The following is a 16348-nucleotide window of genomic DNA, read 5'->3' on the forward strand; positions in this document are numbered from 1 at the left end:
AGATTGCGGTGTGTGAAGACGAAACGAACCGAAAGTTCGAGATACTCACAAAACACCCAACTATCGCATACCCATTCGCTGGAGCGTGAACCTGAAAAGGCCCACGACCTGGCTACCGAATTTCTTGACGACCATAGAGCATTGGAACCACCTGATCCCATCCCGAACTCAGCAGTGAAACGATGCATCGCCGATGGTAGTGTGGGGTTTCCCCATGTGAGAGTAGGTCATCGTCAAGATTAAATTCCGAAACCCCTATCTGCGTATGCAGGTAGGGGTTTTGTTTTGTCCGCAGGAAAACTGACCTGTAGGGTTTCTATGCAATGGCGCGGGGCATGGCTATCATGCGGGCCTCATTGTGAGGCGAGACTTGCATGCTGACATTGTTAAAGCTTCTTAAAGATGGCCGATTCCATTCGGGTCAGGCCTTGGGCGTCGCCTTGGGTGTCAGTCGTAGTGCCGTTTGGAAGCAGCTTCAGCATTTAGAAGCTGAGCTGGGATTATCTATTCACAAGGTGCGGGGTCGCGGCTATCAACTGGCTGCGCCATTGACGCTGCTTGATCCTGTCGAGATAAGAGAGCAGGCGCCTTCTTGTGATTGGCCCATCCTGGTTTTCGATTCAATTGACTCCACTAATGCCGAGGCATTGCGCGCCATAGAGCGGGGGCAGGCGGCACCCTTTCTGGTGCTTGCCGAGCGGCAAACTGCAGGGCGCGGGCGGCGTGGACGTAAATGGGCGAGTCCATTCGCGGAAAACATCTATTACAGCCTCGTGCTGCGTATTGAAGGTGGAATGCGTCAGCTGGAAGGCTTGAGCCTTGTTGTTGGGCTCGCCGTCATGCAGGCCCTGCGTGAGCTTGGTATTTCGGGGGCTGGATTGAAGTGGCCCAATGATGTTCTGGTTGGTCAGAAGAAGATCGCCGGGATATTGCTCGAGCTGGTGGGGGATCCTGCTGATGTGTGTCACGTTGTGCTGGGTGTGGGAATTAATGTGAACATGCAGATTACCGATGAGGTAGATCAGCAGTGGACGTCCATGCGGCTAGAGTCGGGCAAGGTGTTTGATCGAAATCACTTGGTCGGGCAGTTGGGTGCGACGCTCAAGGCATATCTGTCTCGTCATCAAGTCGACGGATTTTCAGCTATCCAGGCAGAGTGGGAGCAAAATCATCTCTGGCAGGGGCGGGCCGTGTCGTTGATCGCAGGTGTTAACCATATAGATGGCGAAGTGCTGGGTATTGATAGTCAGGGTGCTCTGCGCTTGAAGGTGGGTGGTGTGGAAAAAGTCTTTAGTGGTGGTGAGCTCAGTCTGAGGTTGCGTGATGATTCTTGAGCTCGACTGCGGAAACAGTTTTATCAAGTGGCGTGTGCTCGACGCGGATGTTCGGTGGGTGGTTGGCGAGGGCGTCGTTGATTCGGATCTCGCTTTGTTGGAGAGCTTGAAAGTGCTCAAGGGTCTCGCTCTCAAGTTTTGTCGGTTGGTCAGTGTCAGGACCGCCGAAGAAACCAGTGCACTGATTTCTCTGCTGACAGAAGCTTTTGGCGTGTCGGTGGTATGTGCGGCGCCGTCCCGCGAAATATCCGGGGTTCGTAATGGTTATGAGGAGTTCGAACGGTTAGGGCTCGACCGTTGGCTGGCGATGCTTGGGGGATTCCAACTGGCTTCGGGTGCGTGCCTTGTGCTTGATTTTGGTACGGCTGTTACTGCGGACTTCATCTCTAGGGATGGAGAGCACCTAGGAGGATTTATATGTCCGGGAATGCCTCTGATGCGAAACCAATTGCGTACCCACACCCGTAGAATTCGTTATGGCGATCTAGCAGCTGAGCGCGCTCTGGAAAGTCTTGTTCCTGGTCGGACAACTGTCGAGGCGGTCGAGCGGGGGTGCTCGTTGATGCTGAGAGGCTTTGTCCTGACACAGCTAGAGTTGGCGCGTAGCTATTGGGGGGATGATTTTGCTGTGTTCCTCACTGGAGGAGATGCAGACCTGGTTTCCGAGATCGTGCCTGAGGCCAGGGTGGTTCCTGATCTGGTGTTTGTAGGTTTGGCTATGGCGTGTCCCTTGTCGTGAGGTTTTTATGCGTTGGTTGTTTCTGCTGCTGCTTGTTCTCAATGTGTTCTATTACATCTGGCACCAACAAGAGGCTCCTCTGCGTGCGAAGGATGTAACCCCTTTGAATTTGTATAGGGGGTCGCAGCAGGATATTCGCTTGTTGAGTGAAACGACTGACGCGGCTCGTGACAAAGGAAAGCCTACCCAGGCAGACGAGGGATGCCTCTATCTTGGCGGTTTTACTCGTCAGGAAGCGGCTCAGGCGGTTGAGCGGCGATTGAGTGGCATGGAAATCAAGTTCGAGTCCTTGCTGAGGCCCCCTGCTGAGTCTGATGGTTACTGGGTGCGTGTGGCACCAGAAAGCCGGCGTTGGCTGGATGACTCGCAGCTGAAAAACCTTTCTAGAGAATTCAATGAGTTAAAACATAAAATAATGCCGTGCGAGGGGGTTGCACCCGCCGAATAGTTTGCATAGAATGGCGCCCGCTTCGCAGTGAAGACCTTTAATGGTTAACACCGCAAAGTGATGTCAACGCAGCTAACCTCAGGTTTTTAATGAGAAAATGCTTGACAGAAGGCTGGCATGATATAGAATGCCGGCTCGCTTAGGAGGGGTTCCCGAGCGGCCAAAGGGATCAGACTGTAAATCTGACGTCTACGACTTCGAAGGTTCGAATCCTTCCCCCTCCACCATTTTTAGCGAGAGCTGCAAGCTCGCGGGTATAGTTTAGTGGTAGAACCTCAGCCTTCCAAGCTGATGATGCGGGTTCGATTCCCGCTACCCGCTCCAAGTTTGCAGATCCTGCATAGTGTTACGCTCTTGTAGCTCAGTTGGTAGAGCACACCCTTGGTAAGGGTGAGGTCAGCGGTTCAAATCCGCTCAAGAGCTCCATATAACAAGGCAGATATGAAAATATCTGCCTTTGTTTTAATGGCTTGTTTGACCTGCTCAATTCTTCTCCTAGGGGTGATTTTGATGGCTAAGGAAAAGTTCGAACGTAATAAGCCGCACGTCAACGTTGGTACCATTGGTCACGTCGATCACGGTAAAACTACTCTGACTGCTGCTTTGACCCGCGTCTGCTCCGAAGTTTTCGGTTCGGCAAAGGTAGACTTCGATAAGATCGATAGCGCCCCTGAAGAAAAAGCTCGTGGTATTACCATCAACACCGCTCACGTTGAGTACGATTCGGCTGTGCGTCACTACGCGCACGTTGACTGTCCAGGTCACGCTGACTACGTAAAAAACATGATTACCGGTGCTGCCCAGATGGATGGCGCGATTCTGGTTTGCTCGGCCGCTGATGGTCCGATGCCGCAAACCCGTGAGCACATCCTTCTGTCCCGCCAGGTTGGCGTTCCGTACATCGTTGTCTTCCTGAACAAGGCTGACATGGTTGATGATGCGGAGCTGCTGGAGCTGGTTGAGATGGAGGTGCGCGACCTGCTGAGCACTTACGATTTCCCAGGTGATGACACTCCGATCATCATTGGTTCGGCGCTGATGGCGCTGAATGGTCAAGATGACAACGAGATGGGTACTACTGCCGTCAAGAAGTTGGTCGAGACTCTGGATAGCTACATTCCGCAGCCTGAGCGGGCTATTGATAAGCCGTTCCTGATGCCGATCGAGGATGTTTTCTCGATCTCCGGTCGCGGTACTGTTGTGACTGGTCGTGTTGAGCGTGGCATTGTCCGCATTCAGGAAGAGGTTGAGATTGTTGGTCTTCGTGACACAGTCAAAACTACTTGCACTGGTGTTGAGATGTTCCGCAAGCTGCTCGACGAAGGTCGTGCTGGCGAGAACTGCGGCGTATTGCTGCGTGGTACCAAGCGAGATGATGTTGAGCGTGGCCAGGTTCTGGTCAAGCCGGGCACTGTCAAGCCGCATACCAAGTTCACTGCAGAGGTTTACGTTCTGAGCAAGGAAGAGGGTGGTCGTCATACTCCGTTCTTCAAGGGTTACCGTCCACAGTTCTACTTCCGTACCACGGACGTGACCGGTAACTGCGAATTGCCAGAAGGCGTTGAAATGGTAATGCCTGGTGACAACGTTCAGATGACTGTCACCCTGATCAAAACCATCGCGATGGAAGATGGCCTGCGTTTCGCCATTCGTGAAGGCGGTCGTACCGTCGGTGCTGGTGTCGTTGCTAAGGTTATCGAGTAAATTGTTGTAATGTCTTTTTCGGGCCGGCATAATGGTCGGCCTGATTTTGTTTTAGGTCAGTAGCTCAATTGGCAGAGCGACGGTCTCCAAAACCGTAGGTTGGGGGTTCGATTCCCTCCTGACCTGCCAGATTCACTTGGTGTGTCTGGCTTTCTTTTCACAGGATCTTCATAGATGACTCCTAAAGCTGAAGCTCAAGGCTCTCGCTTCGATCTGCTCAAGTGGCTAGTAGTAGTTGCTTTGGTGGTTGTTGGCGTTGTTGGCAATCAGTATTACTCTGCTTCGCCGATCCTGTACCGCGTACTTGCTTTGCTCGCCATTGCTGCTGTAGCTGCCTTTGTAGGCCTGCAGACGGTCAAGGGCAAGTCTTTCTTTGTACTGGTTAAGGAAGCTCGCACCGAGATTCGTAAAGTCGTATGGCCAACTCGCCAAGAAACCACGCAGACCACGTTGATTGTTGTGGCTGTTGTTCTGGTTATGGCGTTGCTGTTGTGGGGGCTTGATTCCCTGCTCGGCTGGCTTGTTTCCTTGATTGTCGGCTAAGGGTGTCCCGTGGCTAAGCGTTGGTACGTTGTGCATGCTTACTCCGGTTACGAGAAGCATGTCATGCGCTCGTTGGTAGAGCGCGTAAAGCTGGCTGGCATGGAAGATGGCTTTGGCGAAATTCTGGTTCCCACTGAAGAAGTGGTTGAAATGCGTAATGGCCAGAAACGCAAAAGCGAGCGCAAGTTCTTCCCAGGTTATGTGCTGGTTCAGATGGACATGAATGAGGGTACTTGGCACTTGGTCAAGGATACTCCTCGGGTGATGGGTTTTATCGGCGGTACTGCTGATAAGCCTGCACCTATCACAGATAAAGAGGCAGAAGCGATTCTGCGTCGCGTTGCTGATGGTAGCGACAAGCCGAAGCCGAAGACGTTGTTCGAGCCAGGTGAGTCGGTGCGTGTCAATGATGGGCCGTTTGCTGACTTTACTGGCACGGTCGAAGAAGTTAACTACGAGAAGAGCCGGATCCAAGTGGCAGTGCTCATTTTCGGTCGCTCTACTCCGGTAGAGCTAGAGTTCAGCCAGGTCGAAAAAGTCTAGCTGAGCAAGCATCCCAACCCCGCAGCCCTAGGCTGTGGGGTTTTGTCGTCACTGGGATAAACGCGCAAGTAACCGGGGAGCCTTTCGAGGCGTTCGAACCCGTAATTGGAGTGCCTCATGGCCAAGAAGATTACCGCTTACATCAAGCTGCAAGTGAAGGCCGCTCAGGCTAACCCAAGCCCACCTGTTGGTCCTGCTCTGGGTCAGCACGGCGTGAACATCATGGAATTCTGCAAGGCTTTCAACGCCCGTACTCAGGGTATTGAGCCAGGTCTGCCGACTCCAGTGATCATCACTGTCTACAGCGACCGTAGCTTCACTTTCGAAACCAAATCCACACCTGCTTCGGTTCTGCTGAAGAAAGCTGCTGGTCTGACTAGCGGTTCCGCTCGTCCGAACACCGTTAAGGTTGGCACCGTTACCCGTGCTCAGCTGGAAGAGATCGCGAAAACCAAAAACGCGGATCTGACTGCAGCTGATATGGACGCGGCCGTGCGTACTATCGCCGGTTCTGCTCGTAGCATGGGCCTTAACGTGGAGGGTGTGTAATGGCTAAGTTGACCAAACGTCAAAAGGCTATCGCCGGCAAAATCGAAGCAGGCAAGTCCTACAACTTTGTAGACGCTGCTGCTCTGCTGGCTGAGCTGTCGACCGTCAAGTTCAGCGAGTCGTTTGACGTTGCTGTAAACTTGGGTGTTGACCCGCGTAAATCCGACCAGGTCGTTCGTAGCGCTACTGTGCTGCCACACGGCACTGGCAAGACCGTTCGCGTTGCTGTGTTCACCCAGGGTCCAGCTGCCGAGGCCGCTTTGGCTGCCGGCGCTGACCGTGTAGGTATGGACGATCTGGCTGCCGAAATGAAAGGCGGCGACCTGAACTATGACGTAGTTATCGCATCCCCGGATGCAATGCGCGTTGTTGGTCAGTTGGGTCAGATCCTGGGCCCACGTGGCCTGATGCCTAACCCTAAAGTCGGCACCGTAACGCCAGACGTAGCTACCGCGGTTAAGAACGCCAAGGCTGGTCAGGTTCGTTATCGCACCGACAAAAACGGCATCATCCACACCTCCGTTGGCAAGGTTGGCTTCGACGCCGTCAAGCTGAAGGAAAACGTTGAAGCCCTGATCGCTGATCTGAAGCGTATCAAGCCAGCTTCCTCGAAAGGTATTTACGTCAAGCGCGTTACCCTGAGCACCACCATGGGTCCAGGTCTGGTCATCGACCAAGGCTCGCTCGACGCGTAAGACACAGGTTGGCGCAAGCGATTGCGCCAATTGAAAGATTGGGGTCCCTGCCTGGCGGGGGCTATCCAAGACCGTAGGCGACGCAAGTCTTAAACCTCAAGCCTACGCAGATGGTGCTCCCGGTTCCTTACCGAATCAGACACCAAAACGACATCTGGCCTCGGTTGGATGAAACGGTAACAAGCAGGAGTTTTTCCCGTGGCAATTAAACTTGAAGACAAGAAGGCCATCGTCGCTGAAGTCAACAAGGCTGCCCAAGTTGCTCTGTCCGCTGTCGTGGCTGATGCCCGTGGCGTAACAGTAGGCGCTATGACCGGACTCCGTAAAGAGGCTCGTGAAGCTGGCGTTTACGTACGTGTTGTACGTAACACCCTGCTCAAGCGCGCCGTTGCTGGCACTCAATATGACGTGCTCAACGACGTGTTCACCGGCCCGACCTTGATTGCATTCTCCAAAGAACATCCGGGCGCTGCTGCTCGTATCTTCAAAGAGTTCGCAAAAGGTCAGGATAAGTTCGAGATCAAGGCAGCTGCGTTCGAGGGCAAGTTCCTCGCAGCTAATCAGATCGACGTACTGGCAAGCCTGCCGACCCGTGACGAAGCAATTTCTCAGCTGATGAGCGTGATTCAAGGCGCAACCAGCAAATTGGCTCGTACTCTGGCGGCTCTTCGCGACCAGAAAGAAGCTGCCGCAGCCTAAGGCTGAGCGACTCCTTTCAGCGTTTATTGTTTATTTCGATGGCCGCGTAGGCTGTCACCCCAATACAGGAATTTATAGTCATGTCTCTGACTAACGACCAAATCATCGAAGCAATCGGCGAAAAATCCGTTCTGGAAATCGTTGAGCTGATCAAGGCCATGGAAGAGAAGTTCGGCGTTTCCGCTGCCGCTGCTTCCGCTGGTCCAGCTGCTGTCGCTGCCGTTGTTGAAGAACAAACTGAATTCAACGTCATGCTGCTGGAAGCTGGCGAGAAGAAAGTTAACGTGATCAAGGCAGTACGTGAACTGACCGGTCTGGGCCTGAAAGAAGCCAAGGCTGTAGTTGACGGCGCTCCTGGCGTTGTTCTGGAAGCTGTTTCGAAAGATGCAGCTGACAAAGCAAAAGCCACTCTGGAAGAAGCAGGCGCTAAAGTCGAGCTGAAGTAAGCATCGACTTTGCGTCTCCAGCCCGAGCGTTAAGCGAAAGGCTGATGGCTGGTGGCTCTTGCCACCGGCCTTTTTCCGTTATTGGCAGCCGACTGGGTCGGTGCTGATAACGAGCTGTAACCACCCGATGCGGTGGCGCAAACCATGGGGTTTGCACGATTTTCTGGCTGCTCCCGTCGGGAGGGGCCAAACAAGCAGGTGACCAAGCTGGGGAACGCTGATGGCTTACTCATATACTGAGAAAAAACGTATCCGCAAGGACTTTAGCAAGTTGCCGGACGTCATGGATGTGCCGTACCTCCTGGCCATCCAGCTGGATTCGTATCGTGAATTCTTGCAAGCGGGAGCGACTAAAGATCAGTTCCGCGACGTGGGCCTGCATGCGGCCTTCAAATCCGTTTTCCCGATCATCAGCTACTCCGGCAATGCTGCGCTGGAGTACGTCGGTTATCGCCTGGGCGAACCGGCATTTGATGTCAAAGAATGCGTATTGCGCGGTGTAACTTATGCCGTACCTTTGCGGGTAAAAGTGCGCCTGATCATTTTCGACAAAGAGTCGTCGAACAAAGCGATCAAGGACATCAAAGAGCAAGAAGTCTACATGGGTGAAATCCCCCTGATGACTGAGAACGGTACCTTCGTAATCAACGGTACCGAGCGTGTAATCGTTTCCCAACTGCACCGTTCCCCGGGCGTGTTCTTCGACCACGACCGTGGCAAGACGCACAGCTCCGGCAAACTGTTGTACTCGGCGCGTATCATTCCTTACCGCGGTTCGTGGTTGGACTTCGAGTTCGACCCGAAAGACTGCGTATTCGTGCGTATCGACCGTCGTCGCAAGCTGCCTGCATCGGTACTGCTGCGCGCGCTCGGCTATACCACTGAAGAAGTGCTGGACGCGTTCTATACCACCAACGTATTCCATGTGCAGGGCGAAAGCATCAGCCTGGAGTTGGTGCCTCAGCGCCTGCGTGGTGAAATTGCCGCTATCGATATCGTCGATGACAAGGGCAAGGTTATTGTCGAGCAGGGTCGTCGTATTACCGCTCGCCACATTAACCAGCTGGAAAAAGCCGGGATCAAAGAGCTGGTCATGCCTCTGGACTACGTCCTGGGTCGCACTACCGCCAAGGTCATCGTGCATCCGGCAACCGGCGAAATCCTGGCAGAGTGCAACACCGAGCTGAACACCGAGATCCTGGCAAAAATCGCCAAGTCCCAGGTTGTTCGCATCGAAACTCTGTACACCAACGATATCGACTGCGGTCCGTTCGTCTCCGACACTCTGAAGATCGACTCCACCAGCAACCAATTGGAAGCGCTGGTCGAAATCTATCGCATGATGCGTCCAGGCGAGCCGCCAACCAAAGACGCTGCCGAGACTCTGTTCAACAACCTGTTCTTCAGTCCTGAGCGCTATGACCTGTCTGCGGTCGGCCGGATGAAGTTCAACCGTCGTATCGGTCGTACCGAGATCGAAGGTTCGGGCGTGTTGTGCAAAGAAGACATCGTTGCGGTGCTGAAGACTCTGGTCGACATCCGTAACGGTAAAGGCATCGTCGATGACATCGACCACCTGGGTAACCGTCGTGTTCGCTGCGTAGGCGAAATGGCCGAGAACCAGTTCCGCGTTGGCCTGGTACGTGTTGAGCGTGCGGTCAAAGAGCGTTTGTCGATGGCTGAAAGCGAAGGCCTGATGCCGCAAGACCTGATCAACGCCAAGCCAGTGGCTGCGGCGGTGAAAGAGTTCTTCGGTTCCAGTCAGCTTTCCCAGTTCATGGACCAGAACAACCCGCTGTCCGAGATCACCCACAAGCGTCGTGTTTCTGCACTCGGCCCTGGCGGTTTGACTCGTGAACGTGCTGGCTTTGAAGTTCGTGACGTACACCCGACTCACTACGGTCGTGTATGCCCGATTGAAACGCCGGAAGGTCCGAACATCGGTCTGATCAACTCCCTGGCCGCTTATGCGCGCACCAACCAGTACGGCTTCCTCGAGAGCCCGTATCGTGTGGTGAAAGACGCTCTGGTCACCGACGAGATCGTGTTCCTGTCCGCCATCGAAGAAGCTGATCACGTGATCGCTCAGGCTTCGGCCACGATGAACGACAAGAAAATGCTGATCGACGAGCTGGTAGCTGTTCGTCACTTGAACGAGTTCACCGTCAAGGCGCCGGAAGACGTCACCTTGATGGACGTTTCTCCGAAGCAGGTAGTTTCGGTTGCAGCGTCGCTGATCCCGTTCCTCGAGCACGATGACGCCAACCGTGCGTTGATGGGTTCGAACATGCAGCGTCAAGCTGTACCAACCCTGCGCGCTGACAAGCCGTTGGTCGGTACCGGCATGGAGCGTAACGTAGCTCGTGACTCCGGCGTTTGCGTCGTGGCTCGTCGTGGTGGCGTTATCGATTCCGTCGACGCCAGCCGTATCGTGGTTCGTGTTGCTGATGATGAAGTTGAAACCGGTGAAGCTGGTGTCGACATCTACAACCTGACCAAATACACCCGCTCCAACCAGAACACCTGCATCAACCAGCGTCCGCTGGTGCGTAAAGGTGATCGGGTTCAGCGTAGCGACATCATGGCTGACGGCCCGTCCACCGACATGGGTGAACTGGCGCTGGGTCAGAACATGCGCATCGCGTTCATGGCCTGGAACGGTTACAACTTCGAAGACTCCATCTGCCTGTCGGAACGAGTTGTTCAAGAAGACCGCTTTACCACGATCCACATTCAGGAACTGACCTGTGTGGCACGTGACACCAAGCTTGGGCCAGAGGAAATCACTGCAGACATCCCGAACGTGGGTGAAGCTGCACTGAATAAGCTGGACGAAGCCGGTATCGTTTACGTAGGTGCTGAAGTTGGCGCAGGCGACATCCTGGTTGGTAAGGTCACTCCGAAAGGCGAGACTCAACTGACTCCGGAAGAAAAACTGCTGCGTGCCATCTTCGGTGAAAAAGCCAGCGATGTTAAAGACACCTCCCTGCGCGTGCCTACCGGCACCAAGGGTACCGTCATCGACGTACAGGTCTTTACCCGCGACGGCGTTGAGCGTGATGCTCGTGCACTGTCGATCGAGAAGACTCAACTCGACGAGATCCGCAAGGACCTGAACGAAGAGTTCCGTATCGTTGAAGGCGCAACTTTCGAACGTCTGCGTTCCGCTCTGGTCGGCCGCAAAGCCGAAGGCGGCGCCGGTCTGAAGAAAGGTCAGGAAATCACCGACGAAGTTCTCGACGGTCTTGAGCATGGTCAGTGGTTCAAGCTGCGCATGGCTGAAGATGCTCTGAACGAGCAGCTCGAGAAGGCTCAGGCCTACATCGTTGATCGCCGCCGTCTGCTGGACGACAAGTTCGAAGACAAGAAGCGCAAGCTGCAGCAGGGCGATGACCTGGCTCCAGGCGTGCTGAAAATCGTCAAGGTTTACCTGGCAATCCGTCGCCGCATTCAGCCGGGCGACAAGATGGCCGGTCGTCACGGTAACAAAGGTGTGGTCTCCGTGATCATGCCGGTTGAAGACATGCCGCACGATGCCAATGGCACCCCGGTCGACGTCGTCCTCAACCCGTTGGGCGTACCTTCGCGTATGAACGTTGGTCAGATCCTTGAAACCCACCTGGGCCTCGCGGCTAAAGGCTTGGGCGAGAAGATCAACCGGATGATCGAAGAACAGCGCAAAGTCGCTGAGCTTCGTAAATTCCTGGACGAGATCTACAACCAGATCGGCGGTCGTAACGAAGATCTGGATAGCTTCTCCGACCAGGAAATCCTGGATCTGGCGAAGAACCTGCGTGGCGGCGTTCCAATGGCCACTCCAGTGTTCGACGGCGCCAAGGAAAGCGAAATCAAGGCCATGCTGAAACTGGCGGACCTGCCAGAAAGCGGCCAGATGCAGCTGACCGACGGCCGTACCGGCAACAAGTTCGAGCGCCCGGTTACTGTTGGCTACATGTACATGCTGAAGCTGAACCACTTGGTAGACGACAAGATGCACGCTCGTTCTACCGGTTCGTACAGCCTGGTTACTCAGCAGCCGCTGGGTGGTAAGGCGCAGTTCGGTGGTCAGCGTTTCGGGGAGATGGAGGTCTGGGCACTGGAAGCATACGGTGCTGCTTACACTCTGCAAGAAATGCTCACAGTGAAGTCGGACGATGTGAACGGCCGTACCAAGATGTACAAAAACATCGTGGATGGCGATCACCGTATGGAGCCGGGCATGCCCGAGTCCTTCAACGTGTTGATCAAGGAAATTCGTTCCCTCGGCATCGATATCGATCTGGAAACCGAATAACACGTGACGCGAATCGAGAGCGGGGCAGGATTGCCCGCTCTCTGCTCCGCCAGGAGGAAAGGCCTTGAAAGACCTACTGAATTTGCTGAAAAACCAGGGTCAAGTCGAAGAGTTCGACGCCATCCGTATTGGATTGGCATCGCCTGAGATGATCCGTTCGTGGTCGTTCGGTGAAGTTAAAAAGCCGGAAACCATCAACTACCGTACGTTCAAACCTGAGCGTGACGGCCTGTTCTGCGCCAAGATCTTTGGCCCGGTAAAGGATTACGAGTGCCTGTGCGGTAAGTACAAGCGCTTGAAACACCGTGGCGTGATCTGCGAGAAGTGCGGCGTTGAAGTCGCGCTGGCTAAAGTTCGTCGTGAGCGCATGGCACACATCGAACTGGCCTCGCCAGTTGCCCACATCTGGTTCCTGAAATCGCTGCCGTCGCGTATCGGCTTGCTGATGGACATGACCCTGCGTGATATCGAGCGCGTTCTCTACTTCGAGAGCTATGTCGTTATCGATCCAGGCATGACCACCCTTGAAAAAGGTCAGCTGCTCAACGATGAGCAGTATTTCGAAGCGCTGGAAGAGTTCGGCGACGATTTCGATGCCCGCATGGGTGCCGAAGCTGTCCGTGAACTGCTGCACGCTATCGATCTGGAACACGAGATTGGCCGTCTGCGTGAAGAAATTCCGCAAACCAACTCCGAAACCAAAATCAAGAAGCTGTCCAAGCGTCTGAAGTTGATGGAAGCCTTCCAGGGTTCCGGCAACCTTCCAGAATGGATGGTGCTGACCGTTCTGCCGGTTCTGCCGCCAGATCTGCGTCCGCTGGTCCCGCTGGATGGCGGTCGCTTCGCGACTTCCGACCTCAACGATCTGTATCGTCGAGTGATCAACCGTAACAACCGCTTGAAGCGCCTGCTTGATCTGTCCGCTCCGGACATCATCGTGCGCAACGAAAAGCGTATGTTGCAGGAAGCTGTCGATGCACTGCTCGATAACGGTCGTCGTGGCCGCGCTATCACTGGTTCCAACAAGCGTCCTCTGAAATCCCTGGCTGACATGATCAAGGGTAAACAAGGTCGTTTCCGTCAGAACTTGCTCGGTAAGCGTGTTGACTACTCCGGTCGTTCGGTAATCACCGTAGGTCCGACCCTGCGTCTGCACCAGTGCGGTCTGCCGAAGAAAATGGCTCTCGAGCTGTTCAAGCCGTTCATTTTCGGCAAGCTGGAAATGCGTGGTCTCGCGACCACCATTAAAGCTGCCAAGAAGATGGTCGAGCGCGAGCTGCCTGAGGTTTGGGACGTTCTCGCTGAAGTGATCCGTGAACACCCGGTTCTCCTCAACCGTGCACCGACCCTTCACCGTCTGGGTATCCAGGCGTTTGAACCGGTACTGATCGAAGGTAAGGCTATCCAGCTGCACCCTCTGGTCTGTGCTGCGTACAACGCCGACTTCGACGGCGACCAAATGGCCGTGCACGTACCGCTGACACTGGAAGCCCAGTTGGAAGCGCGTGCGTTGATGATGTCGACCAACAACATTCTGTCGCCAGCCAACGGTGAGCCAATCATCGTTCCGTCGCAGGACGTTGTATTGGGTCTGTACTACATGACTCGTGAAGCGATCAACGCCAAGGGCGAAGGTCGTGTGTTCGCGGATCTGCAAGAAGTTGACCGTGTGTTCCGTGCCGGCGAAGCCGCACTGCACGCCAAGGTCAAAGTGCGGATCAACGAAACCGTCAACGATCGTGATGGTGGCAGCGTCAAGAACACCCGTATCGTCGACACCACTGTCGGCCGTGCGCTGTTGTTCCAGGTTGTTCCACCTGGCCTGTCGTACGACGTCGTCAACCAGCCGATGAAGAAGAAGGCGATCTCCAAGCTGATCAACCAGTGCTACCGCGTGGTTGGTTTGAAAGAGACCGTGATCTTCGCTGACCAGTTGATGTACACCGGTTTTGCCTATTCGACCATTTCCGGCGTTTCCATCGGTGTTAACGACTTCGTTATCCCGGATGAAAAAGCCCGCATCATCGGTGCTGCTACCGACGAAGTGAAAGAGATCGAAAGTCAGTACGCCTCCGGCCTGGTAACCCAGGGCGAGAAGTACAACAAAGTGATCGACCTTTGGTCCAAGGCGAACGACGAAGTTTCCAAGGCGATGATGGCCAACCTCTCGAAAGAGAAAGTCATCGACCGTCATGGCGTCGAAGTCGACCAGGAATCCTTCAACTCGATGTATATGATGGCCGACTCGGGCGCACGGGGTTCTGCTGCGCAGATCCGTCAGCTCGCCGGTATGCGTGGCCTGATGGCCAAGCCGGACGGTTCCATCATCGAAACGCCGATTACTGCGAACTTCCGTGAAGGTTTGAGCGTACTTCAGTACTTCATCTCCACTCACGGTGCTCGTAAAGGTTTGGCGGATACCGCGCTGAAAACTGCGAACTCCGGTTACCTGACTCGTCGTCTGGTAGACGTGGCGCAGGATCTGGTAGTAACCGAGATCGATTGCGGCACCGAACATGGCCTGGTAATGACTCCGCACATTGAAGGCGGTGACGTTGTTGAGCCGCTGGGTGAGCGCGTATTGGGTCGTGTTATTGCCCGTGACGTTTTCAAGCCAGGTACCGAAGAAATCATCGTTCCTGCCGGCACGCTGGTAGACGAGAAGTGGGTCGAGTTCATCGAGCTGAACAGCATCGACGAAGTGATCGTGCGTTCGCCGATCAGCTGCGAAACCCGCTACGGCATTTGCGCCAAATGCTACGGCCGTGACTTGGCTCGTGGTCACCAGGTGAACATCGGTGAAGCGGTCGGCGTTATCGCTGCCCAGTCCATCGGTGAGCCGGGTACCCAGCTGACCATGCGTACGTTCCACATCGGTGGTGCGGCAAGCCGGACCTCCGCAGCCGACAGCGTTCAGGTGAAGAATGGCGGTACCGTCCGTCTGCACAACCTGAAGCACGTTGAACGAGTAGATGGTTGCCTGGTTGCTGTGTCCCGTTCCGGTGAGCTGGCAATCGCTGATGACTTCGGTCGTGAGCGCGAGCGTTACAAGCTGCCGTACGGTGCTGTGATTTCGGTTAAAGAAGGTGACAAGGTCGACGCTGGCGCAATCGTGGCCAAGTGGGATCCGCACACTCACCCAATCGTTACCGAAATGAAAGGTACCGTGACCTACGTGGGCATGGAAGAAGGCATCACGATCAAGCGTCAGACAGACGAATTGACCGGTATGACCAACATTGAAGTACTCGACGCCAAAGACCGTCCAGCTGCCGGTAAAGATATCCGTCCTGCTGTGAAGATGGTTGATGACAACGGCAAGGATCTCTTGCTGCCGGGTACCGACGTAATTGCTCAGTACTTCCTGCCTGCTAACGCCCTGGTCGGTGTAGCGGACGGTGCGAAAATCGCGATCGGTGATGTTATCGCTCGTATTCCGCAAGAAACTTCGAAAACCCGTGACATCACCGGTGGTCTGCCGCGTGTTGCCGACTTGTTCGAAGCCCGTCGTCCGAAAGAAGCCTCGATTCTGGCTGAAGTCAGCGGCACCATCGCGTTCGGTAAAGAGACCAAAGGCAAGCGCCGTCTGGTCATTACCCCGAACGACGGTAGCGATCCGTACGAAGAGCTGATTCCGAAGTGGCGTCACCTGAACGTCTTCGAAGGCGAACAGGTAAACCGCGGCGAAGTTATCTCCGACGGCCCGAGCGATCCACACGACATCCTGCGTCTGCTGGGTGTGAGTGCGCTGGCCAAGTACATCGTGAACGAGATCCAGGACGTTTATCGTCTGCAAGGCGTGAAGATCAACGACAAGCACATCGAGACCATCCTGCGTCAGATGCTGCGTAAAGTTGAAATCGCTGAATCCGGCGATTCCAGTTTCATCAAGGGCGACCAGATGGAATTGACTCACGTTCTGGTAGAGAACGAACGTTTGGCTGGCGACGAGAAATTCGTTTCCAAGTTCACTCGCGTGCTGTTGGGTATCACCAAGGCGTCGTTGTCCACCGAATCGTTCATCTCGGCGGCTTCCTTCCAGGAAACCACTCGCGTACTGACCGAGGCGGCGGTAACCGGCAAGCGCGATTACCTGCGCGGCCTGAAAGAAAACGTGGTCGTGGGTCGTCTGATCCCGGCTGGTACCGGTCTGGCTTATCACAGCGAGCGCAAGCGCCGCCGTGATGCTGACAAACCGTTGCGCGTAAGCGCCAGTGAAGTGGAAGCTGCACTGACCGAAGCACTGAACTCGAGCGGTAACTGAGTTCTGCAGTAAATAAGCGTGGGGCCCTGGCAGCCCCGCTCATCGAATCGAGACAATTTGTCGAGGTTGGATGAGTGGGGAGGTCGGGGC

General features: G+C 54.8%; 12 protein-coding genes, 4 tRNA genes and 1 rRNA gene. All 17 read left to right on the top strand.

What is annotated here, in order from left to right; all coding sequences use genetic code 11:
• The first annotated feature begins 123 nt into the window (after window positions 1–123).
• The 17 genes from rrf to rpoC all read left to right on the top strand — a co-directional run bounded on the left by rrf (window position 124) and on the right by rpoC (window position 16258).
• Window positions 124–239 (top strand): 5S ribosomal RNA (gene rrf, locus CUN63_RS15860).
• Between the two features lie 135 nt (window positions 240–374).
• Window positions 375–1334: a bifunctional biotin--[acetyl-CoA-carboxylase] ligase/biotin operon repressor BirA gene (birA, locus tag CUN63_RS15865; protein WP_129440751.1), complete on the top strand. Its 960-nt coding sequence runs from the start codon at window positions 375–377 to the stop codon at window positions 1332–1334.
• Window positions 1324–2073, top strand: coding sequence for a pantothenate kinase (locus CUN63_RS15870; RefSeq protein ID WP_129440753.1), 750 nt, complete (start codon window positions 1324–1326; stop codon window positions 2071–2073). Before birA ends, CUN63_RS15870 begins: the two co-directional genes overlap by 11 nt.
• A 7-nt stretch (window positions 2074–2080) precedes the next feature.
• Window positions 2081–2521, top strand: a complete 441-nt coding sequence (locus CUN63_RS15875) for a hypothetical protein (RefSeq protein ID WP_129440755.1) — start codon at window positions 2081–2083, stop codon at window positions 2519–2521.
• A 142-nt stretch (window positions 2522–2663) separates the two neighbouring features.
• Window positions 2664–2748 (top strand) — tRNA-Tyr (locus CUN63_RS15880).
• Between the two features lie 23 nt (window positions 2749–2771).
• Window positions 2772–2845 (top strand) — tRNA-Gly (locus tag CUN63_RS15885).
• Between the two features lie 26 nt (window positions 2846–2871).
• A tRNA-Thr gene (locus CUN63_RS15890) sits at window positions 2872–2947 on the top strand.
• 84 nt (window positions 2948–3031) lie between these two features.
• Window positions 3032–4225 (top strand): elongation factor Tu, encoded by a 1194-nt coding sequence (gene tuf, locus CUN63_RS15895; protein ID WP_007896619.1) that lies wholly within the window; start codon window positions 3032–3034, stop codon window positions 4223–4225.
• Between the two features lie 53 nt (window positions 4226–4278).
• Window positions 4279–4354: transfer RNA gene (locus CUN63_RS15900), tRNA-Trp, on the top strand.
• A 45-nt stretch (window positions 4355–4399) separates the two neighbouring features.
• Window positions 4400–4768 carry a preprotein translocase subunit SecE gene (secE, locus tag CUN63_RS15905; RefSeq protein ID WP_008145488.1) on the top strand — a complete coding sequence of 123 codons (369 nt, stop codon included), beginning with the start codon at window positions 4400–4402 and terminating at the stop codon, window positions 4766–4768.
• Between the two features lie 9 nt (window positions 4769–4777).
• Window positions 4778–5311 carry a transcription termination/antitermination protein NusG gene (nusG, locus tag CUN63_RS15910; protein WP_007896622.1) on the top strand — a complete coding sequence of 178 codons (534 nt, stop codon included), beginning with the start codon at window positions 4778–4780 and terminating at the stop codon, window positions 5309–5311.
• Between the two features lie 117 nt (window positions 5312–5428).
• On the top strand, window positions 5429–5860 hold the full coding sequence (gene rplK, locus CUN63_RS15915) for a 50S ribosomal protein L11 (protein WP_003210097.1): 432 nt from the start codon (window positions 5429–5431) through the stop codon (window positions 5858–5860).
• On the top strand, window positions 5860–6555 hold the full coding sequence (gene rplA / locus CUN63_RS15920) for a 50S ribosomal protein L1 (RefSeq protein WP_007896626.1): 696 nt from the start codon (window positions 5860–5862) through the stop codon (window positions 6553–6555). Before rplK ends, rplA begins: the two co-directional genes overlap by 1 nt.
• A gap of 198 nt (window positions 6556–6753) precedes the next feature.
• Window positions 6754–7254, top strand: a complete 501-nt coding sequence (gene rplJ / locus CUN63_RS15925) for a 50S ribosomal protein L10 (protein WP_010467255.1) — start codon at window positions 6754–6756, stop codon at window positions 7252–7254.
• An 80-nt stretch (window positions 7255–7334) separates the two neighbouring features.
• Entirely contained in the window at window positions 7335–7700 is a 366-nt protein-coding gene (rplL, locus tag CUN63_RS15930) for a 50S ribosomal protein L7/L12 (RefSeq protein ID WP_008145490.1), read from the top strand.
• A gap of 220 nt (window positions 7701–7920) precedes the next feature.
• A complete protein-coding gene (rpoB, locus tag CUN63_RS15935; RefSeq protein WP_129440756.1) occupies window positions 7921–11994 on the top strand; it encodes a DNA-directed RNA polymerase subunit beta in 4074 nt (1357 codons plus the stop codon).
• Between the two features lie 64 nt (window positions 11995–12058).
• Window positions 12059–16258 carry a DNA-directed RNA polymerase subunit beta' gene (gene rpoC, locus CUN63_RS15940; protein ID WP_007896632.1) on the top strand — a complete coding sequence of 1400 codons (4200 nt, stop codon included), beginning with the start codon at window positions 12059–12061 and terminating at the stop codon, window positions 16256–16258.
• The last annotated feature ends 90 nt before the right edge of the window (window positions 16259–16348 follow it).

It is taken from the genome of Pseudomonas sp. ACM7 (assembly GCF_004136015.1).
Lineage (GTDB): Bacteria > Pseudomonadota > Gammaproteobacteria > Pseudomonadales > Pseudomonadaceae > Aquipseudomonas > Aquipseudomonas frigoris.